Source organism: Microcoleus sp. T2B6, assembly GCF_036700475.1.
GTDB lineage: Bacteria > Cyanobacteriota > Cyanobacteriia > Cyanobacteriales > Microcoleaceae > Microcoleus.
The window spans coordinates 66,676-90,813 of record NZ_JAUBOZ010000003.1 but is presented as its reverse complement, the minus strand read 5'-3'; the positions used below and the strand labels follow the sequence as shown (position 1 = coordinate 90,813).

19 protein-coding genes and 1 pseudogene are annotated in these 24,138 nt (G+C 45.5%); 13 read left to right on the top strand and 7 right to left on the bottom strand.

The features are described from left to right. Positions 1 to 202 precede the first annotated feature (202 nt). Positions 203 to 1,294 (bottom strand): hypothetical protein, encoded by a 1,092-nt coding sequence (locus QUA00_RS02190; protein ID WP_333408552.1) that lies wholly within the window; start codon positions 1,292 to 1,294, stop codon positions 203 to 205. A gap of 240 nt (positions 1,295 to 1,534) precedes the next feature. Between QUA00_RS02190 and QUA00_RS02185 the strand changes: the two genes are divergently transcribed. The 3 genes from QUA00_RS02185 (at position 1,535) to QUA00_RS02175 (ending at position 5,208) form a co-directional block, all read left to right on the top strand. After that, entirely contained in the window at positions 1,535 to 2,773 is a 1,239-nt protein-coding gene (locus QUA00_RS02185; RefSeq protein ID WP_333408551.1) for an LL-diaminopimelate aminotransferase, read from the top strand. 304 nt (positions 2,774 to 3,077) lie between these two features. Continuing rightward, positions 3,078 to 4,220, top strand: a complete 1,143-nt coding sequence (locus QUA00_RS02180) for an AAA family ATPase (RefSeq protein WP_333408550.1) — start codon at positions 3,078 to 3,080, stop codon at positions 4,218 to 4,220. After that, positions 4,210 to 5,208, top strand: coding sequence for a hypothetical protein (locus QUA00_RS02175; RefSeq protein WP_333408549.1), 999 nt, complete (start codon positions 4,210 to 4,212; stop codon positions 5,206 to 5,208). The genes QUA00_RS02180 and QUA00_RS02175 overlap by 11 nt, the downstream gene beginning before the upstream one ends. An 11-nt stretch (positions 5,209 to 5,219) precedes the next feature. Here QUA00_RS02175 and QUA00_RS02170 read toward each other — a convergent pair whose 3' ends face one another. Beyond that, positions 5,220 to 5,462 carry a helix-turn-helix domain-containing protein gene (locus QUA00_RS02170; RefSeq protein WP_190745066.1) on the bottom strand — a complete coding sequence of 81 codons (243 nt, stop codon included), beginning with the start codon at positions 5,460 to 5,462 and terminating at the stop codon, positions 5,220 to 5,222. A 215-nt stretch (positions 5,463 to 5,677) separates the two neighbouring features. Here QUA00_RS02170 and QUA00_RS02165 point away from each other — a divergent pair, with 215 nt between their 5' ends. Further along, a complete protein-coding gene (locus QUA00_RS02165) occupies positions 5,678 to 5,941 on the top strand; it encodes a hypothetical protein (RefSeq protein ID WP_190731698.1) in 264 nt (87 codons plus the stop codon). Positions 5,942 to 6,107: 166 nt separating this feature from the next. After that, positions 6,108 to 6,752: pseudogene (locus QUA00_RS02160) on the top strand (Uma2 family endonuclease). A gap of 62 nt (positions 6,753 to 6,814) precedes the next feature. Here the strand turns inward: QUA00_RS02160 and cofH are convergent. Then, the gene (gene cofH / locus QUA00_RS02155; protein WP_333408548.1) at positions 6,815 to 7,960 is read right to left on the bottom strand and encodes a 7,8-didemethyl-8-hydroxy-5-deazariboflavin synthase subunit CofH; all 1,146 of its coding nucleotides are present in this window, start codon (positions 7,958 to 7,960) and stop codon (positions 6,815 to 6,817) included. A 139-nt stretch (positions 7,961 to 8,099) separates the two neighbouring features. Here cofH and QUA00_RS02150 point away from each other — a divergent pair, with 139 nt between their 5' ends. Next, positions 8,100 to 9,314 carry a glycosyltransferase gene (locus QUA00_RS02150; protein WP_333144746.1) on the top strand — a complete coding sequence of 405 codons (1,215 nt, stop codon included), beginning with the start codon at positions 8,100 to 8,102 and terminating at the stop codon, positions 9,312 to 9,314. 84 nt (positions 9,315 to 9,398) lie between these two features. Next, positions 9,399 to 11,183: a glycosyltransferase family 39 protein gene (locus QUA00_RS02145; RefSeq protein ID WP_333408547.1), complete on the top strand. Its 1,785-nt coding sequence runs from the start codon at positions 9,399 to 9,401 to the stop codon at positions 11,181 to 11,183. A 435-nt stretch (positions 11,184 to 11,618) separates the two neighbouring features. On the opposite strand, the gene QUA00_RS02140 is transcribed toward QUA00_RS02145, so the two are convergent. Next, the gene (locus QUA00_RS02140; RefSeq protein WP_333408546.1) at positions 11,619 to 12,029 is read right to left on the bottom strand and encodes a hypothetical protein; all 411 of its coding nucleotides are present in this window, start codon (positions 12,027 to 12,029) and stop codon (positions 11,619 to 11,621) included. Between the two features lie 151 nt (positions 12,030 to 12,180). Between QUA00_RS02140 and QUA00_RS02135 the strand changes: the two genes are divergently transcribed. From QUA00_RS02135 to QUA00_RS02125, 3 genes are all read left to right on the top strand, one after another. After that, positions 12,181 to 12,438: a helix-turn-helix transcriptional regulator gene (locus QUA00_RS02135; RefSeq protein ID WP_333408545.1), complete on the top strand. Its 258-nt coding sequence runs from the start codon at positions 12,181 to 12,183 to the stop codon at positions 12,436 to 12,438. Between the two features lie 142 nt (positions 12,439 to 12,580). Beyond that, positions 12,581 to 12,754 carry a hypothetical protein gene (locus tag QUA00_RS02130; RefSeq protein ID WP_333144749.1) on the top strand — a complete coding sequence of 58 codons (174 nt, stop codon included), beginning with the start codon at positions 12,581 to 12,583 and terminating at the stop codon, positions 12,752 to 12,754. Beyond that, complete coding sequence (locus QUA00_RS02125) at positions 12,735 to 14,876, top strand: DUF3352 domain-containing protein (protein WP_333408544.1); 2,142 nt, start codon at positions 12,735 to 12,737, stop codon at positions 14,874 to 14,876. The genes QUA00_RS02130 and QUA00_RS02125 overlap by 20 nt, the downstream gene beginning before the upstream one ends. 372 nt (positions 14,877 to 15,248) lie before the next feature. On the opposite strand, the gene QUA00_RS02120 is transcribed toward QUA00_RS02125, so the two are convergent. Both QUA00_RS02120 and QUA00_RS02115 read right to left on the bottom strand, forming a co-directional pair. Continuing rightward, positions 15,249 to 15,854: a DUF3318 domain-containing protein gene (locus QUA00_RS02120; RefSeq protein ID WP_333408543.1), complete on the bottom strand. Its 606-nt coding sequence runs from the start codon at positions 15,852 to 15,854 to the stop codon at positions 15,249 to 15,251. 415 nt (positions 15,855 to 16,269) lie between these two features. Further along, positions 16,270 to 17,844 (bottom strand): nucleoside transporter C-terminal domain-containing protein, encoded by a 1,575-nt coding sequence (locus QUA00_RS02115; protein ID WP_333408542.1) that lies wholly within the window; start codon positions 17,842 to 17,844, stop codon positions 16,270 to 16,272. A gap of 220 nt (positions 17,845 to 18,064) precedes the next feature. Between QUA00_RS02115 and QUA00_RS02110 the strand changes: the two genes are divergently transcribed. Both QUA00_RS02110 and QUA00_RS02105 read left to right on the top strand, forming a co-directional pair. Further along, positions 18,065 to 18,355, top strand: a complete 291-nt coding sequence (locus QUA00_RS02110) for a hypothetical protein (RefSeq protein WP_333144753.1) — start codon at positions 18,065 to 18,067, stop codon at positions 18,353 to 18,355. Continuing rightward, positions 18,342 to 18,590, top strand: a complete 249-nt coding sequence (locus QUA00_RS02105; protein WP_333144754.1) for a hypothetical protein — start codon at positions 18,342 to 18,344, stop codon at positions 18,588 to 18,590. The genes QUA00_RS02110 and QUA00_RS02105 overlap by 14 nt, the downstream gene beginning before the upstream one ends. On the opposite strand, the gene QUA00_RS02100 is transcribed toward QUA00_RS02105, so the two are convergent. Further along, positions 18,587 to 18,781, bottom strand: a complete 195-nt coding sequence (locus QUA00_RS02100; RefSeq protein ID WP_333144755.1) for a hypothetical protein — start codon at positions 18,779 to 18,781, stop codon at positions 18,587 to 18,589. The two genes, QUA00_RS02105 and QUA00_RS02100, sit on opposite strands and share 4 nt — an antisense overlap. A 448-nt stretch (positions 18,782 to 19,229) precedes the next feature. Here QUA00_RS02100 and QUA00_RS02095 point away from each other — a divergent pair, with 448 nt between their 5' ends. Next, positions 19,230 to 24,122 carry a CHAT domain-containing protein gene (locus QUA00_RS02095; RefSeq protein ID WP_333408541.1) on the top strand — a complete coding sequence of 1,631 codons (4,893 nt, stop codon included), beginning with the start codon at positions 19,230 to 19,232 and terminating at the stop codon, positions 24,120 to 24,122. Positions 24,123 to 24,138 lie beyond the last annotated feature (16 nt).

Sequence of the window (24,138 nt, the reverse complement as noted above, 5' to 3'; positions counted from 1 at the left end):
ACTACTAACCAGTAACCACTAACCACTAATCACTATAGTCCTAGATACGGAAACCGTTTTTTTACTAAATAGTGCATTTTTGCCTTTAATACTGGTGAAAAACCCGGTTTATTTCGTATTTACGCGAAGTCCTACACTAACTATCCCCAAGGCCCGATGCCCCATGCCCCATGCCCCATGCCCAATTCCCAATTCCCTGATGTTAGTTTCTGGCCTTAAAGTCTTTAAAGATAGTTTGAAACGAGTACATCAGTCGATGGACATCGTTTGTGGCTCTCGGAAAAATGTTTAGTTCCCATTTTTTGCGAGCGGTAGTTAGCAGTTTTGCTACGGGTTGGGAGTAACTGTTAGAAATGAAATAGCTGCCGCCTTCGTAGCGAATGTCTGACGCTAAGCCGATAAAAGCACCAGCCATTTCTAGTTTAAGTTCTGAGGTGCTGTGCTGAGAGTTTACTGCTAAAATTACCTGCGAGTGTCGGGGTTCGCGGTTGAGCAAGCGGCAGATATTTGCTTCTTTTTGGTACAAAATTAAAACGTTGCAGTTGTGCAGAACTCCGGCTCTACCTTGGACTTTTACTCCTAGGTGAACTTCCAGGGCTGGTTTGTCGGGAAATTCCACAACAGCATGAGTATAGGGATGTGCACTTCCGTGGATTTTCCCCGCCGTTTTTCTAAATGTTAAATATTTCGGTGTTTCGTCGTCTAAAACATTGTTGTAATAAATAGTCCCGCCTTCATTAGCAACTGCTTTTAGCAGAATAGTGAAGAGGTAAGTGTCAAAAATTCTGGCTTGTTCTGCCGCTGTGTTAAAATCGGGATCGATCGAGCTTTTTAATTTGCTTTTAATTTCGGAATTGATGGCGTAGTTGCTCGGCCCAGAGGGCAGTTTTTCCAGCAAGTGCTTGAGGGCGATCGCCTGTTTGTGACGGGGGGCTGTGACGCTGGAGGTAAACTCGATTGTTTTGGCAGTTTCGCCACCTGAATTGGCAAAGGTAATTTTTGTGCCGAGGGGAGAGGTTTCTGATTCTACTTTCAAGAAATAAGCAATTTCGTCTTCCATTTCGGAAGTGTTCACAGTCGCTTGCTCGACAGCATTAATTAACAGCAAAAGTTGTTCTTTTGCGGTATAATCTTCTATCTTGAGCAGAGGTGTTTTTCTTTTGAGCGATCGCTCTTCAATTACTTTGCCTATCTCTACAGTATCGGCTACTTGTTGAACTACCCAACCCAAATTAAACTCATCCAGAATTGCCGCCAGTTCTTGATAGAGTTTGGCGTACTCGATCTCGTCCATAATTGTTTCTGCGCTGCACACTATTTTGATTATACAAGATAGTTTGATTTTTTGGTCAATGCCCTGTATTTGTCGATCGACTAAGTAAAAACACCCAACTGCTTTCCCACCTTGGGGCGGGGGTTGCCTTCTTCCTTCTCTCGTAGATAACTAAAGGCTTCTTGCTTCTTCCTTCTTGCTTCTTCCTTCTTCCTTCGATAGAGAGTAAGCTATTCTACGACATTCTGTAGCGATCGAACTATGGCAACTATCAACGACAACTACCTCAAACTCAAAGCTGGCTACCTGTTTCCCGAAATTGGGCGCAGGGTGAAAGCCTTTGCAGAGGCGAATCCCCAAGCGCCCATCATCCGGCTGGGGATTGGCGACGTGACTGAACCGCTACCGGCTGCTTGTCGAGAGGCGATGGTGGCGGCGGTGGAAGAAATGGGCTCGCGGGATACCTTTAAAGGATACGGCCCGGAACAAGGTTATGAGTGGCTGCGGGAGAAAATTGCCGAGCACGATTTCAAGTCGCGGGGATGCGATGTTGATGCTTCGGAAATCTTTATTTCTGATGGTTCTAAGTGCGATTGTGGCAATATTCTCGATATCTTTGGCAACAATAACACGATCGCAGTTACAGATCCCGTTTATCCGGTGTATGTAGACACTAACGTGATGGCTGGACACACGGGAGATGCCAACGAAAATGGCGAATACGGCGGCTTAGTTTACCTGCCAATTACAGCAGAAAACAATTTTACTGCGGAAATTCCCACTGACAAAAAAGTCGATTTAATTTACCTGTGTTTTCCGAACAATCCGACGGGGGCAACGGCAACCAAGGAACACTTGCAAGCTTGGGTAAATTATGCTAAAGCTAACGGTTCGATTATTTTCTTCGATGCGGCCTACGAAGCGTATATTACCGATCCGAGTTTACCGCATTCTATCTACGAAATTGAAGGGGCGCGGGATTGTGCGATCGAATTTCGTTCTTTTTCCAAAAATGCTGGTTTTACGGGTACTCGCTGTGCGCTAACAGTTGTACCGAAGACTTTGACTGGAAAAGCAGCAGATGGTTCAGATGTCGAAATTTGGAAGCTGTGGAACCGCCGCCAATCTACTAAGTTTAACGGCGTTTCTTACATCGTGCAGCGCGGTGCTGAGGCGGTTTATTCGGAGGCGGGCAAGGCACAAATTCAGGCATTAGTCAATTTTTACATGGAAAATGCTGCGATTATTCGCGAGAAATTGACAGCCGCGGGAATCGAGGTTTTTGGTGGCGAAAATGCGCCTTATGTGTGGGTGAAAACGCCTCACGGTTTGTCGAGTTGGGATTTCTTTCAGAAGTTGCTGGAAACTTGCAATGTTGTGGGAACTCCTGGTTCTGGTTTTGGTGCGGCGGGTGAGGGTTATTTCCGCATTTCGGCGTTTAATAGTCGGGAGAATGTGGAAGAAGCGATGAGACGGATTGTGGAGAAGTTTAAGGTTTAATCTCATCTCCTGCTTAAACCGAAAGCCCGCCAGCCCGCCAGGGAATAAATTCCCTGGCTAATAGCTAAAGTCCTCTGAAGAGGACTAATGAGTTCTTCAGTCCTCTTCAGAGGACTTTAGCTTTGAGACAGGGGTTTCAACCCCTGGCGGACTGCCGGAATCAGCGAAAGAGGATTAATTGAATATGTTGTGGAACAGGCCGGAAAGCCTGTTCATGAAAATAGTAAAAAATGTGAGTTATAATCTAAAATGATTGTGGCTCAGCGTTTCAATAAAAAATGCAACCCAACACCAGGAGTTTTTTATGCACCTGTTACGAGTTCAAGTTCCTGATTTTCGCGGTTTAAAGGACATTGACATCACTTTTGAAAAGGATTTTGTTCCTAAGATTTTTCCGCTGGGTAGTCAAAATGGTGGCGGGAAAAGTACGCTGTTGCAGTTGATTTTTGTGTTGCTGCACTGTTCGGTTGATGAGCATAAAAAACCGTTTGTACAGGCTGTGCTTCAGGGATTTAAAATTTTGGACGGGGAAGAAAAAATTTTAGCAATCATTGATATTTGGGATGGAAAAAAAATTGTCCAACTTGAATTTTATTGTCAAAAATTTTCTTTTGTAGCAGGTACACTTGAGGAAGATATAAATTCCGAAAATATCATAGAAATATGTTATGTTGAAAATTTTAGAGAAGAAATATTTCACGACGAAACAAGACTAACAATCACAGTGTTAAAGTGTCTTTTTAACAATCAAAGCCACGAGCAAGCAAAATCATTCCTAGAGAAGATATCGCATAAAATTTTTCTAGCAGCTCCTTCAACACAAGTTTTTTTATTTTTACCACAAAACTATAAAAAATTATTATTTAGAGGCTCAAGTAAGGCAGATGGTGGTTATTACGGGATACTCGACTCTGCAAAATCTGAATTAAAAGGCTTTTTTACATATGACTTCCTTGCTGTAGAGCTACTTATTGAAGTATTTAAAAATGCTCGCGATCGCGATTTCAAAGAAGCGATAAAAACAGGTCATTATGGAAACAGCTATCAAGCTCTAATTAAGGAATTAAATCTGCTGTTGGGAAATAAAACGATAAATTTAGATGAAGATTTTTCTGGTGTCAACTTTCAATTGTATAATAATGGTGAAAACATAGAACTATATCCCGAAGATTTAAGTCACGGCGAACTCAAAAGACTTAGCATTTATGTATGGCTCAAGTTCCGGAACATAAAAGATGCTATTGTTTTGATGGATGAAGTTGAAATTGCTTTTCATCCCGATTGGCAATATCAAATTATATCAGACCTCAAAGAGTGGACTCCCAGCAATCAATATATTCTGGCAACTCACTCCTACGCATTGTGTGAAGCTCTGACACCAGCTCATGTTAAAGAAATTGAGCCAAAACTGATCAAACAAGAATCTAATATTACAAATGAGTCTTAATCCAGAACAGCTACAACAACATTGCGAGATAATTCTTAAGTCTCGGGACATTAAAAACAAAATTGTTGTCTTGTGCGAAGGTGACATTCATATAGGTAGAAACTCACCTCAATCTTATAAAAAAAGGGAGCAAATGCCCGATGCCAATTTTTATAAAGCTTGCGTTCCGAGATGGTGGAGACAGACCAAACAGTATAGGCCAGAATTTTTCAACTGCGGCGATCGCGAAGATGTAATAAACACCTACTTTACTCTTCCAATATTACACGAACAGGAGACACAGGATACGAAGAATTCATATTTAGATCCCGATCGACTTTTTGCAATGATAGATTTGGACTTGCACCTGCAAAAGATTAATGATTACCCTCAAAAGATTAATGATTACCCTTTTCCCGATACAGAAGCAATTTTTTGCGATCTTTACGAAAAATCGGAGGTGCGATCGCAAAATGCAAAACGGCACCGGATATGGATTACAGGTTTAATTCATAAAGAAGCATATTTTCTTACACCTGAGCTTCAATCAATATTTGATGATTATCCTCATCCTCCGATGTATCAGGATAATCCTGTTGAACTGAATAGTATTTATATGGATATGGCTGATCAAATTAGTAGCGATCCAGACTTGAATAATAACCTTAACATACAGAGAGCGCTCGCTCGCATAAATCATTGTTTAAATTGTGCGGACTTAAATAAATTACAAGATTCATGGAAAAATGAGTTTCAAAATACCTCCGATGAAACGTGCAAGCATCAATTAATTATGGCTTTGCTCACAATTAAAAAAGCTAAAGATTATTGGCATCAAATTGAGCCATCCGGTGACTTTAGCCGGGAAGATTGGGTATTTAGAGAGCAACTCTCGTTAAAAATGGGGAGATTTTACTCAGAGCAAAGTAGCGATGTTAAGTCTCATATTCCTTTTTTTTTCAAAACATTGTATGAGTTGGTTTATTTAGATAAAACGCCTCAATTATAATATTCCATTTTCTATCCATCAGCATCGCTAGGAAAACCAAATTGGTCTGGTAATTCAGCAGAGGTAATTTGCAGAATCTCTAGCAACTTCTTGTATTGAACAGGCGTTAGCTTCGGTACCGATCGCCCAGCTTCCCAGTTGCTTACCGTCGCTTCCGTAACGCCAAGCGCTTCTGCGAGCTGCTTTTGAGTCATAAACCGCTGAACTCTCAGTCGCATTAGGGGCGATCGATCGGCTCTTTCTGAGGTTTCCATAGGCTATTTGTTAAGTTATATTAATTTATTTGAGTTTTGCCTAAAATGATTGACATCTACCCTAAATTAATTTAGATTTAACCCAATAGAGATTAGACAGCACCAGCTAAGACACTTGTGCTGTAGGGGAATTGCTGTCTTTTCTTCAACTTGTTATTGTACGCGGTTTTACCGTTACAAAGCATCCAACCTATCCAAAATTATTGGTCAAAGCTATGTTGCAAGATTCATCATCGAACCAAACATCGCCCAATGTTTTAACCAACCAAACCTTTGAGGCCGATCGCGAAGCAGTCCGTCACGTCATCATCGGTTCGCCGCTGGGGGTACGGCGAACTATCCACCAACTGCACGCATTGCGCTACGAAGAAGCTGTTCGTTGGACTCATCCGATCGCGATTCCCGACAATCGCATCATTATTACACCCGATCAGGGAGAAATCATGAGTCTGTTAGTCAAATTAATCCGCCTGCAATGAAGTCATAAATGTGCGATCGATGTTTCTAGAATTGAGTCAAAAGTGCGATCGCAAATCTCTTCTCGTTGCCCGTGCTAAACTCAACAGATATATCCAAAAACTCTTGTGGGGTAGGCATCCTGCCTGCCCTTGGCACAAACTTAACAACTAGCTCCCAATTCAGCTTATGATTGTTATCACCCCCGTCCTAAAACCCGTTAGCAAAATAACGCTTTCTCCCGGCAGTGTCGTAACTATTCCCAATATCACTTGGCTGGAATTCGAGTCTATTTTGCAGGAATTAGGAGAAAAGCGAAGAACCAGAATTGCCTACAGCAACAGTACCTTATAAATTAGGGTTCCCTTACTAGATCGGGAAAATCCGAAAGATTTAATTTCCGATCTAGTAAAAAATTTACTCAAGTCTGCGGGCAGAAGATATGAACCCTTTGGTTCTACTACTTTCAAACGGGAAGGTGCAGCAGGAGTTGAACCTGATGCTTGCTTTTACATTCTAAATTATCAACAGATGATCGGCCGCCGCCGACTTTTACCGGACGATCCGCCGCCCGATTTGGCAATTGAGACGGATGTTACTTCTAAAACTAAGATCGATGCCTATAAAATTATTGGAGTTCCAGAAGTATGGGTTTATGACAGCGGCAGACTTCGCATTTATTTGCTGCAAGATGGAGAGTATGTAGAATCCGATATGAGTCCGAATTTTCCAGAAATCGCGATCGCCCAGATGATTCCGGCTACAGTGGAACGTGCTTGGCAGGTTGGAAATTTGCAAGCGCTAGAAGAATTTGAAAGTGCGATCCTCTCCTAGGGCTTCGCTAACGGCTAAACTCGTAGAACAGGTTACGCACTTCGCGCTTCGCATCCTAAAAGTTACACAATAGCTGCCAAATTGTCAACCCCTAAAGGTCGATAAATTGTATCTCTTTGCTGATAATCCCGCCCCAAAGAACGAATCGCATTTTGCAAATCTTCCACAGATTGACAACTGCCGCCAACCGCACCGGCCATCGTCGTAATGTGTTCTTCCATCAAAGTGCCGCCGATGTCGTTGCAGCCCCATTTCAGCGCTTCAGTAGCTCCATCTAAACCTAATTTTACCCAACTCGGCTGGTGATTGGAAATCAAATTGCCTAAGAAGATTCTCGATACTGCGGTGAGTAACAATGTATCTGCTAAAATTGGTTGGTCGCGGCCGACTCGACTCCGCAGAGGAGCCGGTGCTTGCTGTCCGACAAATGGTAGTAAAATAAATTCTGTGATGCGTGCCCGATAGTTTTGGTCGATCGCAGTTTGTTGGAGCGCTCGCACTTTTTCTAAATGCAAAACCTGCTGTTCGGCTGTCTCAATATGCCCGCAAAGCATCGTACTGGTTGTCGGCAAACCCAGACTGTGAGCAGTTCCCACAATTTCCAGCCAAGTTGCCGAATTTAGTTTTTCCGGGCAAATCACCCGTCGCACAGCATCGTCGAGAACTTCCGCAGCGGTTCCTGGCATCGAACCAACTCCCGCATCCTGCAAAGCCGAAATTACATAGCTGAAACTAAGATTATCTCCTCTGGCAATAAATTCTATTTCTTGGGGCGAAAAAGCGTGCAAGTGCAACTGAGGAAACTTATCCTTAATGGTTTTCACCAATTGCAGATAATAAGGTAAAAATGCGCCGTTGAGCTTAGCTTGAAGATTTAAGCCGCCCTGCATACAAATTTCCGTCGCACCCCGCTGCACTGCATCAGTTGCCTTTTCCTGAATTTGAGCTGCATCTAACCAAAAAGCGCCCTCATCTTTCTCGTCGCGGCGGAATGCACAAAAACTGCAATGCTGCTCGCAAATATTGGTGAAATTAATATTGCGGTTGATAACGTAGGTGACAGTATCCCCTGATTGTCGGCGGCGGAGCAAGTCAGCGGTTGTTTGAATAGAAGCTCGCGCATCGGGATCTCTTTGCTGCAAAAGAACCAATGCCTCTGCTGTAGAGATGTTATAACCTTGTAAAGCTCGATCGAGAATTGCATCCACAGTTTTTTTTTAACTCAATTACAGAATTACTGACTAGAATTAAGGCGTTTTTATATTTTAACTAATCAATTATGGAGGAACGATATTTTACAATCTCAAGTGCTACGAAACTATTCTGGACTTTCTGAACACTGAAATTATGGGCATAAACCAACCAAATCAGGTCTTGCCAGTGCCGTCGGGGCCTTTGCAAATTCCTGCTATACAGACTTTCGGCTCAACTTTTGTAGACGCAGGCACACCGCCAATTTATTTTTCCCTGGTCATTCCCACCTACAACGAGTGCAAGAATGTCAAGAGTATTGTGGAAAAATTGAGCCACTTGCTAGATGGCAGTATTCCCGGCAACTACGAATTAATTGTAGTCGATGACAACAGCCCCGATCGCACCTGGGAAGTCGCCCTGTCCCTGACACCGGAATATCCGCAATTGCGGGTGATGCGCCGCGAAGACGAGCGGGGACTTTCCACAGCGGTGATTCGCGGGTGGCAGGTCGCTCTGGGTGAGGTTTTGGGCGTCATCGATGCCGACTTGCAGCATCCCCCGGAGACGCTGTTGCAGCTTTTAGCAGAAATTCAGCGGGGAGCCGATTTGGCCGCTGCGAGTCGCCACGTGGGCGAGGGCGGGGTGAGCGACTGGAGCGTTGTCAGGCGATTTTTATCGCGGGGCGCTCAAACCCTGGGGTTGGTGATCCTGCCGGGAGTGGTGGGCCGAGTTTCCGATCCGATGAGCGGCTATTTTATGGTGCGCCGCTGTTGCATAGCCGGCAAAACCATGAATCCTGCTGGTTACAAAATATTGATTGAAGTGCTCGGTAGGGGCGATATCGGCTGGATTGGAGAAGTTGGTTACGTGTTTCAAGAGCGGCAAGAAGGCGAGAGCAAAGTTACCTGGAAACAGTATATTGACTATTTGCGGCATTTGCTGAGGTTGCGGTTTGCCCGCTGGCCGATGGGCAAGTTTCTGCGGTTTGGCCTTGTGGGTTTCAGCGGCGTATTTGTGAATATGGGGGTTTTGTACGTGCTGTCCGATATCCTCCATTTGGAGGTGAATGGCAGTCTGATCGTTGCTGCTGAATTGGCAATTATCAGTAACTTTTTGTGGAATGATTTGTGGACTTTTGGGGACATTTCTAAGCTGCAGCCAAGAAAGCGCCAGCGATTGAAACGGCTGTTAAAATTTAACACGATTTGCTTGATGGGTTTGATTTTGAATTTGCTGCTGTTTAATTTGCTGTTTAATCTTTTTGGAATCAATAAATATCTTGCTAATTTAATCGCGATCGCGACTGTGACTCTGTGGAATTTCTGGATCAATATGAAGCTGAGTTGGCGGGTGACCGACGTGAAGTAGGTAATGGGGAATTGTTGACTGTTGACTGTTGACTGTTGACGGCGTTGAGTGATGACAACTGACAACTGACTGCTGACTCAATTAATGATTAAGAACAAACAACTGTTGTTGCTATTTCTGTGGACGGCGATCGCCTTTATTTTGCGCTTTGCCAATTTAAACTCGAAACCGCTCTGGACAGACGAGTTTTCTACTCTAGTTTTTAGTTTGGGCAACAGTTTTCGAGGGGTGCCGATCGATCGCGCGATCGATCTTTCTACATTATTACAACCGCTACAATTGCGCCCCGATGCTGACACCGCCGACGTGCTAGGCAATTTGCTGCTAGAAAGCAATCATCCACCAGTATATTTTATGCTCGCCCACTGGTGGATGCGACTGTTTGGGCCGACCGAGGATAGTTTAGTTTGGATTGGGCGATCGCTCCCTGCTTTATTGGGCGTGATTTCAGTTCCAGCTATCTACTTTTTAGGCAAGTTTGCTTTTAGTTCTCGTTTAGTCGGTCAATGTGCTGCTGCGATGATGGCAGTTTCTCCCTACGGCATTTATCTCGCTCAAGAAGCTCGCCATTACACTTTAGGAATCTTATTAGTTATTGCCTCTCTTTTTTGCCTCAGCTTAGCTGCAAAAAAGCTGCAACAGCGCGCTCCCCTGCCTATTTGGGCGGTGCTGCTTTGGGTAGTTGTTAACTGTTTGGGAATTGCGGTTCACTACTTTTTTACACTAACTTTGTGTGCGGAATTAATAGCATTAATTGCGGTAATCTGGCAGCATTTTAATGGAAAATTGCCAAGTTCCAACAGCCAGCAGCCTAATATTTGGCAATTTCCAATCCTCTGGCGGTTTTTCGCAGTAGCGATGGGCACTTTGGCGGGCGGTTTAGTTTGGTTGCCGGTATTTTTGTCCAATAAATACGGCAGCGAACTAACTAATTGGATAGTCAGTGGCGATGGCACATTTTTAGATTGGATCGCGCCGATTTTTCAAGCTTTAGCTGGATGGATCACTGTCATGTCTCTGCTGCCGGTGGAATCGCCAAATTTGGCAGTAGTAGTTGCATCGGCGATCGCCATGACAATATTTTTTATATTGGTGCTTCCCATCCTGTTTAGCGCTCTTAAAAATTCCTTAACAACGCCCGATACTCGTTTAGGTACTGTTATTTTCGGCGGATTTGTGCTAGGAGCAATTTTCCTATTTTTCAGCTTTGCATATATTCTAGGGATTGACCTAACTCGCGGCGCACGATACAATTTCGTCTACTTTCCGGGGGTGATATTGCTTTTAGGAGCAACCTTGGCGGTTATTTATAACACACCTACAGCCAAAAGTCAATGGTTTAATTTACGGGCGATCGAAGTTCCTGGCAAAAAAGCAGTGGTGCTAATTTTAGCAATGGGTTTTTTGAGCGGTGTCACAGTAAATTCCAATCTCGGCTATCGCAAATATTACAAACCAGACCTTTTAATTCCGATTATCCGCGAATTATCGAAAGTTCCCGTGTTAATTGCTACTACTCAAAAGACTCATGTAGAAATAGGAGAGTTGATGGGGATAGGGTGGGAATGGGAAAGAAGTTCGGCAACGGATTTTGTAGCGGATGTAACGGATGTTACGGATGTTAGGAAGAAAGAAGAAGTTAAAGCCTTTGATTCTCCGCTGTTTCTTTTGGCTAATCAGAGAAGGGATGGGCCGGAAATAGCGGCAGGGACACTTGACAAAACACTCAGTCAATTAGAACGCCCGCTTGATTTGTGGTTGGTTAATTTTCGCGCACCTGTTAATTTAGCAGCACAAAAATGTCAGGTTGAATCGCGCGATTTGCCGCCTGTTGATGGGTATGAATATCAAGTTTATCATTGTTCCTGATTTGGCGATCGCCCGCAACGACAGTCCGATCGATTAGGGAGATTGATCGATAAATTTAGGACTCATATCATGTCCGATCGATCGCCCATAATACAATTGCCGGGGCCCGTTTGTGAGATTGTCCGTTTTTGGCAAATATTATTTGTGAACCCGCCCCTACAGGAATCAGGGTAATCGACCGGACATGATATCAATAAACGGACATTGCTAAAGCTATTACCAATAGACTTCTTGCAAAAGTCCTTTCGATCAAATTTTCGGACGGGCTCTCCGGCCCATCCCACAAGAGAAAAAACTTTTTGTGGGACGGGCCGGAGAGCCCGTCCCAGCTATTTTTGCAAGAGGTCTAATAAGCATCACCCCGCTGATGTAGATGTAGGGTGCGCTGGGCGCACCTTACCGTTATCAATACGATCGAGACTGTTCAATCAAACGCTAAGAGTTAGTGGCAAAATATTTAATCAAGACGCTCATCACTTCACCTGGATTTTGAGTTGGGACAAGCGGACTCCAGTCAGAAACGCAGGCAAAATTATCGCGGTGAAAAGAATGAATGACGCGGGAAACAACAGGACGAGAACTGATAATGAAAAGTTTCAAGAGTTCTCGGTTAACTGAAGTTTGCAAGTTTGGTTCTTTAGCAGGGGGCTGATTGAGTTCGGTAGTTGGATTTTCTGGCCCAACCTCGAAAGCAAGTATTAATTCGGTATTGGGTAGCATTTGCCGGATGACTTTCAGGGAAGATTCTGCTTCGCTGCGGCTGCGAAATTGCGCGACGGGTAAGCGCTGAAAGTTGGGCAGGAGTCGGTAAATAATCCAGGCATTCGCAGTTTCTGGGGTGTTCATGGCTGTATTGTAAATTGGGTATGTTTGCCCATAGGAATGTGACAGAATTGCACCTTTTATTTTTAGTGCAGTCTGTTCTGGCTATGGCTGTGCCTATCACAAGCTAGTTAAGCGCTTAAATTAAGCGCTTAAATTAATCTGTTATAATAATATGGTAAAAAAAAGGCAACGTCAACGGCAACCAGAAAATGAGTTGGCTTTTCGGAGACTGCGAGAGGACGCTAACTTGAGCCAAGAAGAGTTGGCTGTGCGGATGGGGGTGTCGGCTTCGTCGGTGCGGCGATGGGAAAAGGGAGACGAACCTACGATGACTGTTCGGCAAATGAGGGATTTTTGCCGTTTGGTGGGAGTATGTTTTGATGACTTGCCGGATTATCTCAGTCGGCGAGTAGATGAGGATGAGTCATAGGGGGATAGATCGATCGTAACTTTATACAAACAATTCAGTTCCAAATTCATGTAAGTTTTCAAACAACCTAATAAGAATTGTTGCCGCTAGATTGCCGATCTTGACGCTCCACAATTAGAAAAGTACAATATTGTATTATGCAATGTCCGCTCGATCGACAGTCAAAAAATTAGTTTCTCAAAAATTAGTTCGCAGTACGGACTTGGTGTCCGCTCCGAAATTACGGACACCAAGTCCGCACTACAAACAGTTGGAAGTTAATATCGTCTCAAACAATCTTTATTTAAAAAAACATTATGGCTGGCAAATTCGCTAAAACCACCGTTGCTGTTTTGAGTTTACTTGCGATCGGCGGCGCGGCAACATATCTGTACTCGGATGGTTATTTAGGAGCTGATAGTAAACCCCTAGATAATGCTAAACTGATTCCGAGTGACGCTTTAGTGGGCGGCACGATCGATCTCAACCCTCAGTCTTGGTCAAAGTTACAGAAATTTGGCACACCAGAAGCTAGGGAACTTTTCGATCGAGCTTGGAAAGAGTTTGAGAAAGAATTTGCTAAGGAAAGTCCTCAACTGAATTACGATCGAGATATCAAACCTTGGCTGGGTACTGTTGTCTGGGCTGCATTACCATCAGCTAAAACCCAAGGACAGCAATCGCCTACTCCTGAATTTATCGGGGTAATTACGATTAAAAATAAGCTGAGTATGTGGCAATTAAATCAAAAGCTCAGCAAAATTAATCCTGACGAAAAAATTAAAGAGATTGATTACAAAGGATTTAAAATACAGGAGTCTACTACTAACAAAGGCGATAAAAGCTACTGCGCGATCGTGAAGCGTTATCTTGTTTGCAGTGACAAGGAGCCAAATGTCCAAAAATCTATTGATATCTACAAAGGACAACCATCCTTAGCAAGCAAGCCAGAAGTTGCCAAAGTATTATCAAGCGATTTAAAAATTGACAATCCAGTAGCTCAATTTTATATTTTTGATAGTTTAGCCTTGATAAAGGAGAGTGTCGCAAATGCTCCTCAAGCTCAAAACGCACCACTGCTCGATCGAGCCGAACTATATCCGATAAAGTCTTTAAGCGGCGGTATTGGCATTGATGATGCTGGGATTCGGATTAATACTGTTGCCAATTTACAGCCGAATGCCACCACTCAAACCAACTTTCAGCCCGCAACTGAAAAAATAATTAGTTATTTTACCCAGCAAACAGTTGCTTTATTTACGGGTAAAGGCATCAATAATAATTGGGGTAATTTTGTCAGCCAAACACAAAATATTCCAGAATTCAGCCAGGGACTTACTCAATTTAGAGGAAATTTAGCAGCATTAAATCTCGATTTAGATAAAGATATTTTTGGCTGGATGGATGGAGAATACGGATTCGGAGTAATTTCACTGCCAGACGTATCTTTAGAAAGTGCGATCGGGGTAAAAATAGTAATTCAAACCAGCAATCTTGAAGCAGCTAAAAGCACGTTTGCTAAATTGAATGTGCTTGCCCGAGGTAATGGTATAGCCGTATCTGAAAAACAGATTGCCGATCGAGCTATAACTGAATGGCAAGTGCCCAGTCAAGACTTGGTATTGGGACACGGTTGGTTAGATGCAAATTCAGTATTTATCGCTGTAGGGAATGCCAAAACATTACCAGCGATCGCAGCTACATCAAATCCAACTTTAGCACAAAGCGAAAACTTTCAAACAATTACGAGTTCTTTACCAAAGCCTAACAGCGGCTACGGTTATTTCAATTTTGAACAAATTCTGACCCTGGTCAATTCTGCTGCATCTAAAAATTTCATCGAGTCATCTGTACCCAAAGAAAATATAGCAGAATTCGATCGGACGATCGCGGCTCTTAATTCTGTACGCGGCATAGCCATGACAAATGCAGAAGTAGATAAATTGACGCAGAGGTATGAGATGCTAATCGCACTCAAGCCAGCAACTGCCGGGGCATCACTACAAACTCCGTCAGCTAATTTACCTGCTACTGGGCCTGCTGTTTCACAAACTAATCCGCCGACAAATTTACCCGCGAATCCAACAGCAACTCCGTCTCCAATTCCCAACAAAACTACTCCACCGACCAACTTACCTGCGAATCGCACTCCCAGAAAAACTACTCCGCCGACAAATTTACCAGCGAATCCAAAAGTAACTCCGCCAGCAACTCCAACCAATGCTGACAATGATTTTCGGCAAGCAGTAAATCAAGCAACTCGTGCAGCTTCTTTAACTCAAACTGCCACAACAAAACAACAGTGGCAACAGGTGATTGTTGCCTGGGCACAAGCAATTGCTGGGATGAAAAAAATACCTGCTAGTAGTCCTAAATACAAAATTAGCCAGCAAAAGATTGTAGAATATCAAAATAATTTGAAGTATGCGAAGCTGGCGGTCGAGCGAGCAGAAGAATAAGTTATTCTGTTTATGAATCGGCGGTTGCAACCGCGTCTACACAAATTGATGCTTTAGTCATTCAAAATCAATTTTGGATAGTGGTAATTGAAAGTAAAGAATATGGTTTCAGTGTTTCGCGGGCTATTCCCCAGATTTTAGCATACATGATGGGAAATCCTTACCCCTAAAACTCTACTTTTGGGATGATAAGTAACGGCGAAGAATATATTTTCCTGAAGCTGCTGCGTGGGGAAATAAATCAATATGCGCTGTCAGATTTATTTAGTATTTGCAATAGTCGCAATAATGGCTTCAATGAAGCTATGCGGGTTCTCAAGCAACTTGTTAGTTTGTCTGTACAGAGATGAATGGTTATAATTTGCGATCGCATTACTCTTGCCTCACACTATCGGGTACGCCCACCGCAGAAATACCCGATATCGCCTTTAAGTTTTGACACCGAATCAACTCATTAAAATCCAAACTGCGCCCTTCAATTTGCGCCACAGCCTCGATCGCCCCCAGCAAATGTCCGGCCGCTTCCGCTTCGTTGTAACCACGCCTTCCCGCGACTCTAATCGCCGCTTCGTCAGCATCTAACTCTACTTGGGAACTGCGGTTGTCGCGCCAAATTCGAGTCATCGCCAGTCCCGTCAAACCGCCCGCGATCGCAGTGCCGATCGCATCTCCTTGCAACAATTCTACAACAGTCCCGACAATTCCCGCCAGAGCTGCACCTTGATAAATATCCGGTTTAAACCACTTAAAATTGCACAGAAAACTTACATTCCGCAATAGCAGTAAATCCCGCTGCGGCTTAGATAGCAGCCGCCACAAATCAAAATTAATATAAATCGGGCGAGATTGATTCCAAGGCAAAGGAAAATCGCAGTCAATTACCGTTGATTGTTGTGGCTTATTAATAATTTTACACATCATGCGGCCGGAAGCGGGCATCACATCTAACAGGCGGCGAATTTCTGGTTCGGGATTCATAAATTTTAGGGTAATTGATAATTGGTAAGGGGTAATTACATCTGGATAAAAAACAATAATATCGGTCACGGCTTCGTAGGGGCGGGTTTTACCTACAATAATTGCCTAAAACCTACAATCTCGTAAACCCGCCCCCACCCAAGGGCTAGTTTTACCTACAATATTTGTCGATAATTGACAATCTTAGGACTGATGCACGGGTAGCCAGAAACCGGGTTTTTTGCTGAGAAGATGCGTTACAGCCACAGATTTGGTGAAAAACCCGGTTTCTTGGGTCAGAGTCCGTTCCTAACTTGTTTTATCGAAAGCAAAGTTGAGGTAGGTTATTGGTTGTGTGCGGGCGGGTTTATGTAGATTTTTAACGGGAGTTAAATATTCTTGGAAAAACCCGCCCCTACAAGTCAATAGAATATAATTAAGGGTTTTTCTTGGATGCGGGAGAGGGAGATTCTTGAGCTCTGGGAGACGCTTTTTCGGTGTTAGCCGAAGGCTTCGGACTGGCAATTGCTGGGGCAACTGACGGCTTTGAATTCGCGGCTGGGGATGGCAGCGGTTTCGGAGAATCAGGGGCTGTTAACGGGGCAGCAGGGGCTGTTTTAGCGCCTAAAATGCTGGCGTCTCCTGTGTCGAAAGTGCCCGCGATGCAAGCGATCATCATTGTCGCTAAAGTGCCGACAAATAATGCTTTCCAACCGAGTTCGGAAATGTCTTTACGGCGGGATGGAATTAGGGCGATTGTGCCGCCGACAAATATGCCGACGGAGGCTAAGTGGGCAAAGCCGGAAAGGGCGTAACTGACAATCAAAACTGTACGATCGCTCACCAGTCCTTTTGCCGATGCTTCTGCTAAACTTTGATAGGGCGGAATGGCTGTTTCTAATAGCCTGCGACCGATAATTACTGATGCTTGCCAAGAGTCGTCAATGGAGACTCCTGTTAATAGCGTCAGGGGATAAAATAAAAATCCCATAATGTTGGCTAAGGTGACAACTTTGAAAAAACCACCAATGGGGCCGGGCAAAATTGCCAGCCAACCAAAGAATTGATTAATTAACGAAACTAAGCCTAAGATTAAAATCAAAACAGCGGCAATGGCCACAGCCATTTTTACACCGTCCAATGCACCAATAATCGCTGCATCGAGAGGGCTGACTCGTTCGATGGGTTCTCCCCCAACAGTCTCTTGTTTGAATTCTTCGCGATCCATGTCCGAAATTTCTTCGCCCACAAACTCGCGGCCTTTAGGCTTCCGTTCTTCCTTGGGAATGCCACCCATTGTCAGGGGTTTGTCTGTTTCTGGTACTAAGATTTTGGAGAGGACAAAACAAGCGGGAATGGCGATAATTGAGGCGGAAACTAAATGCCCTAAAATATTGGGAAAAACTGGCTTGAGAAAACTCACATAAATTGCTAAAGTTGAAGAAGCGGCAGTCCCAAAACAGCAAGAGAGGATTGCACAAAGTTCCGAACGAGTCATTTTCGGCAAATAAGGCTTGACAACAATTGCCGCTTCAATTCCTACGAAAATATTAGCAGCGCCGCTGAGGGCTTCGGCGCCGCTCAACCGCATTGTCATATAAAAGATTTTGGCAAAAACTTCGGTGATAATTTGAATCACACCGATGTTGTAAAGCAAAGCCATGAGGCCAGAAAAAAAGATGACTGTCGGTAAAGCTCGAAAGGCAAAAATATATCCTAAATTAACTGGGGGGTCTTGACCGGGTATTGGAACAATGTTTTTACCGAATACAAACCTCGCTCCAGCGTCAGCAGCGGTAAATACTCCATCCAGTAAGCCTGTAAACCACTCTAGGGCGATGCGAGTTGGGGGGAACAGGAATACTAAAAATCCTAAGACTAATTGTAGACCAATGCCCCAGATGATGACGCGCCAGGGAATATACTTGGACTGTCGGTTTTCGGAAAAAATCCAGGCGATCGCACATAAGCCAAAAATGCCCAGAAACGAGATAAGATTGTAGATAGACATGAGCCTAGTCCTTGAAATACTTAAGAATGCCGATCGACGGCTTGCACCACATCAGTTATACTATTCATCTGACGGCAAATGCTAAAAAAAATAACGGGCCGATGAATTACGCACTCAACAGCGTACTTATGTCATTGCTTAGGTCATTCCGAACTCTGCGGATCTTTAGCAACCCTTGATTTGCCGTAATTACCAGCAGTTTAGATAGAAACTCTAACACATGGAAGCTTTTGCTCCACATCCTCCTGAATGGACTGCGACGGCGGTTCACGCTAATGAGTTTTGCTGCCCCAAGTGTGGCGCTAGTTGCACGGATGCCGCTGAGGTCTGGATTAATCGCCGATCGCCAGTCTACACCGAGTTCAACCGCCGCAAGTGGCAAGAATTTTACCGCTGCCAGTGCGGCGGCGTGTGGTGGGCCTGGAGTAACGATAGGCCTCCTTCTGAACTTGTGCGTCGCGATCAGAGCTCGGATGACGGCCCGGATGAGGGCCCCGATGATGATTTTTAGAACGGTGACAGAATTTTCGATTTTCGATTTTATAGCAGAAGGAAGAAGTCCGATGGAAGTCGGAAGAAGTCCGATGGAAGTCGGAAGAAGGAAGAAGGAAAAAGCAGTAATAGCTAGGGTTTCAGCGATTAAGAATGTCCTAACCCTCTTGGCGGTTGCTATATTTAAAATTAGGGTAAGGTGCGCGGCCCGGCGCACCCTACATTTAGATAGGTTAGCGCCATTTCTAAACTAATCGAGCACGTCAAGTATTCCCTTGACTACGCCTTCCATGACTCTTTCAATTAAGCTCAATTCGTTTTCTCCGATAGACTCATTTAAGAGCATTGACTGAATTCGCTGTCTGTCCTCGCGAGTCAGTTCGCCTGAAGAAAATATCTGCTCTACTATTTGTTCAGTTAGAAATGAGGAAGTTTGAGTTTGCATGGTTGGTCTCTAAAAGCATCAATATTTTGCTTTTAACTTTATTAGAGGAGCCAGTTATTGTGTGGGTTTTTACTTTCCCACCCAATCAGTGCTCCAATCCTAGGACTCTGGGGGGATTTTGTCAATACACTCGTTACAGATCGATATAAAATCTGCATTGTATTTCCGACATTCTGGCAACGGGTGGTTTGGGAGTGCGATCGACCCCGGCGGTGGTAGTGTTCGATCGACCTTTTTAAGTTTATTGGCACTTTGGCGGAACATTACAGCTCAAAAAAAATCAAAACGATAAGAGATTAGAATGGGGCATGGGGCATGGGGCATGGGGCATGGGGCATTGGTCATTGGAACCAACAAATAACAACAAATATAAGAAAAATAACCACTAACTAATGACTATTGAGTAATGACTATTGACAACTGACAACTGACAACTGACAACTGACTAATGACCTATTTTCGTTCTGCTCTAATTTTGACATTAGGTTTTTGGCTGCTACCGCTAGCAGTTCGATCGCAATCTGTCGTTCCTGCAAATGACGGCACTAATACTGTTGTTAACTCCGAGCAAAACCGCACAGACATTAGTGGCGGACAACTGTCAGGGAACGGCGCCAATCTGTTTCACAGCTTCAGCCAATTTAATCTCAGCGAAGGTCAAATCGCTAATTTTCTAACTAATCCAAATATTCAAAATATTTTAGGGCGGATTTCCGGCAACAATGTTTCCATCATTAACGGTCTGATTTCTGTAAGCGGCGGCAACTCAAATTTATTCTTAATGAATCCGGCGGGAATTGTCTTCGGTCAAAATGCTAGATTAAACGTGCCGGGGTCTTTTTTCGCGACAACTGCTACAGGTATTGGTTTCGGCGATCGCTGGTTCAATTCGGCCGGAATTAATGATTACAAAGCTTTACTGGGAAATCCCAATCAATTTAATTTTAATAACTCACAACTCGGTGCAATTGTCAATGCCGGAAACTTGGCAGTTGGCAGCGGGCAAAGTTTAACTTTGCTCGGTGGAACCGTTATTAATACAGGACAATTATCCGCTCCCAACGGTCAAATTACTGTGGCTGCTGTTCCGGGACAAAATGCAGTTCGCATCAGTCAAGTTGGCAATTTATTAAGTTTAGAAATTACTCCGTCTTTGCAGTCAGAAAACTCGGCGATCGCCCCGGTTTCTTTGCCTCAGTTGCTGACGGGCTCCGGCGTAGTGTCAGCCACAGGTTTAACCACTAACGAACAAGGTCAATTGGTACTGACTGGCGGGCAAACTGTGCCCGCAGTTGCCGGAAGTGCGATCGTCTCCGGTTCTGTAAATGTATTTGGCCCTTCTGGAAATGCTGGTGGCACAGTCAATATTTTAGGGGAAAAAGTCGGACTCTTCGGCGCAAATATCGATGCTTCCGGGACGGACGGCGGAGGTACTGTGCGCGTCGGAGGCGGTTTCCAGGGGATGGAACCAGTGCCAAACGCCCAGGTAACTTATGTTAGTCCTGATTCTACGATCGCAGCAAACGCGATCGACCGCGGCAATGGCGGCACTGCGGTAATTTGGTCAGACAATATAACTCGCTTCTTGGGCAATATTAGTGCTCGCGGGGGCACTGCCGCAGGTAACGGCGGCAGAGTAGAAGTTTCCGGCAAAAATGCTTTAACTTTCCAAGGAGAGGTCGATACCCGCGCGACTAACGGTGCGATCGGCAATTTGTGGCTCGATCCGGCAAATATTACGATCGTCAGCGGTAACGGCTCCAGCAGCGGGGGTTCGACTGGCGGGGAACTCGAACCGGCACCAGAACCCAACGAAACATCGATCTCAGAAGTGCAGTTGGAACAGATGACAGCCGGCAGCAACGTGGTTCTAGATACCCCCGGCTATATCACCGTCCAAGACTTGCCCGATAACAAACTTTCCCTGCAAGCAAGAACGGGAGACACCGTAACCTTTAGATCCGGCGGAGTGTTTGTTGTCAATGACCCCAAGGATGTAATCGAGACTCAAGGTGGCAACATCAACATTTTCGCCAGCAGCATCTCTCTGGGCGGACTCAATGCTAACAGCGGCAATATCGCTCTCACTGCTAGCGGCATTGACTTCAGAGGCGGCAGCAATTCTGTCAGCAGTGCGGGGGGAACAATTCGCTTGCAGCCCAACGACAACCGACGAATTCAAATCGGTGGCACCGGCGATATTTTGGGCCTTTTAGACTTGACGGCAACGGATCTCGGCGCTTTGGCGGGGGATTTCGGCTCGATCGCGATCGGGCGCGAAAACGGTAGCACCTCGTCGATCGCGATCGTCGCACCCATTACCTTCAACAGCCCGCTGACACTTCAAGGCAGATCGATCAGGATCGACAATCCCCTGAATACAAGCGGCAGCGCTAGCTTGACTCTCGACGCGCCCCAAACTGATCTCAACGCCAACATTGCGACATCCGGCGGCGATCTCACTTTTACAGGAAACGCATCCCTCAATGCTGACGTAGCTTTGAGCACGGAAGCTACCGGCAACATTCTGTTCTCCGGTAGCCTAGACGGATCTCACGCCCTGAGACTAGACGCTGGGCGAGTGCTGTTCGGCGCTAAAGTCGGTCAAGCTGCACCGCTGGCGAGTTTAACTGTCAACGCCCGCAGTACCCAGGTATCGGGCAATATGGCGACATCTGGCGACATGACTTTCAATAGTAACGTTACAGTCGATCGCACCGCCGCCCTAGCCGCCACTATCGGCAATATCACTTTTGCCAATACCCTCGACAGCACGCCGGGCCGGGCTAATAATTTGACGCTGCGCGCTGGCGGCAACATTACTTTTGACGGCCTAGTCGGTCAAACTCAGAGGTTGGGCCAGCTCTCGGCTGACGCTGCTAGCGTGACGGCTGCTTCCACAATTACAGCGCGCAGTTTGAGCGTTAACGCGCGAGATTCCGCTCGCTTCGGGGGGGACAGCACGGCCGCTTTGGGAGCCGATATCAAGGCAGAAAACGTCCTCCTAGGGGGTAATTTAAGGACGGATGGTGGCAGCGTGAACCTGCAAGGAAGCGGCGAGGTTCGGACGGGCAATATTACCTCGAACGGTGGGAGGATTCGGGTTGAGGGAAATACTGTTGCTGCAGGTGCGATCGACTCGTCATCGGCGGGCACAGGAGGCGCGATCGCTCTCCAAACCAATGCTGGCCCTTTAACTGCGGGAGCTTTGAACGCTTCGGGGGCGATCGGCGGAAATATTGCCCTTACTTCGGGAGCGGGGATTTCCGCTCTCGATCTCAACTCCAGCGGCACTTCAAACGGCAACGGCGGGGGCGTCTCCCTGAACGCGACTGCTGACATTCAGTTGGGCTTTATCAACGCTAGAGGCGGCACTGGTGGTACTGGCGGCAGCGTTGATGTGAGAACCCTCGGTTTGTTTCGATCGAACAATGTTTTCAACGATGATATATCGGGCAATGTTTCCAGTATTTCTACTACCGGAGGTGCGGGGGCGGGGAGGATCGCAATTCGCCACGGAGGCGGTATCGATCGACCGTTTGTAGTTGGCGGCGCGATCGACAATGGAACCAGAGGAAGCATTAATGCTGGGGCGGGAAACGCCATTTTGCCCAGCTTTTCCTTCGGGCAAACTTACACCCAGGGAAGTTTACCAAATCAGATTTCCCTAATTACACCGGCCGCGCCCTCTACTCCTGCACCAATTCCCTCACCAATTCCCTCACCAATTCCCTCACCAATTCCCTCACCAGTTCCCTCACCAATTCCCTCACCAATTCCCTCACCAATTCCCTCACCGCCTCTAGAGTCCGTAAATCCCGATCCGGAGCAGTCATTTCCTGCATCTTTGCAAGTAGAATTGCGATCGCCCAATCGAGACCGAAATTCCCCAATTAGCCAGGATATTTTCGCTCCTTCTCGCAGATTAGATGCGGCAGGTTCGGGAGTTTTAGAATTTGAACAAACCTTTACTCGCGAGTACGAAAAATATCTAGATTTGCCCCCAAGAAAGCCGATTACTAATCTCTCGGTGATTTACGAAACCCTTCGCAAAAACGAACAAATTAGTGGGATAAAATCTGCAATTATTTATATGAATTGGCTCAGGAGATCGGATGCAGCCGCAGCCAAAGAAAATGGTTCTGTGCTGGTGGCAAGTCAGGATTTATCTAATCTATTGCCTGTGAGAAATAACCTCACCTCCGGGCCCCATCGCCCCTTAGAAGATAAGTTGGCCCAGAGGTTGTCGCCACTGAGCCAAGAAATTCCCGATGTTCCTAACGGGGAGCTTTTAGAATTAGTGTTAGTCACAGCTAACGCTCAACCGATGCGCGTTGTAGTTCCGGCGACAACGCGGTGGCAGGTGTTGCAATTGGCGGATGCCCTGCAAACCGAAATAACTAATCCCAGAAGAAGAAGCAGCATTAGTTATTTGGATTCGGCTCAAAAACTTTATCGCTGGTTAATTGCGCCAATGGCCCCAGAATTGGCCGCTTTAAAGATTGACAATTTAATTGTAATTCCGGCAGCAGGTTTGCGGAGTGTGCCCTTTGCTGCTCTTCACAATGGCAAACAATTTTTAGTTGAGCAATACAGTATTAGCGTGATGCCGAGTCTGAGTTTGACTGATATCGGCTACGACAATATTGCTGATGATGAAGTTTTGGCAATGGGGGCGTCGGTATTTGAAGATAAAGCGCCATTACCAGCGGTACCGGTGGAGTTAGAGTCGATCGCGCCGCCAAGTGAAGGAAAATTATTTTTGAATCAAGATTTTACTCTGGGAAATTTGCAAGCTCAGCGGGCAAATCGGCCTTTTGGAATCATTCACTTAGCAACTCACAGCGAATTCCTGCCTGGGGAACCGAAAAATTCTTACATTCAGTTGTGGGATACTAAATTACGTATCGATCAAATGGCACAGTTGCGGTGGAATGAACCGCCGGTGAATCTGTTAGTTTTAAGCGCGTGCAGTACCGCTTTGGGCGACGAAGAGGCGGAGTTGGGGTTTGCGGGTTTGGCGGTAGCTAGCGGTGCTAGATCCGCTTTAGCGAGTTTGTGGGAAGTCAGCGATGATGGGACTTTGGGGCTGATGACTGAGTTTTATCGGCAGTTGCGGGCCCCCAGAGGCGGTGGCAATTTGATGATTAAAGCGGAGGCTTTGCGCCGCGCGCAATTGGAGATGCTGCGGGGGCGCGTGCGGATTCAAGACGGGATGTTGCGAGTCGAAGGGCTTTCTGGGGATCTAATTTTGCCTCCAGAAATTGCGGCGCGGGGCGATCGAGTGCTTTCGCATCCTTATTATTGGGCCGCCTTTACAATGATTGGCAATCCTTGGTAATGGGATGTTGAATGAA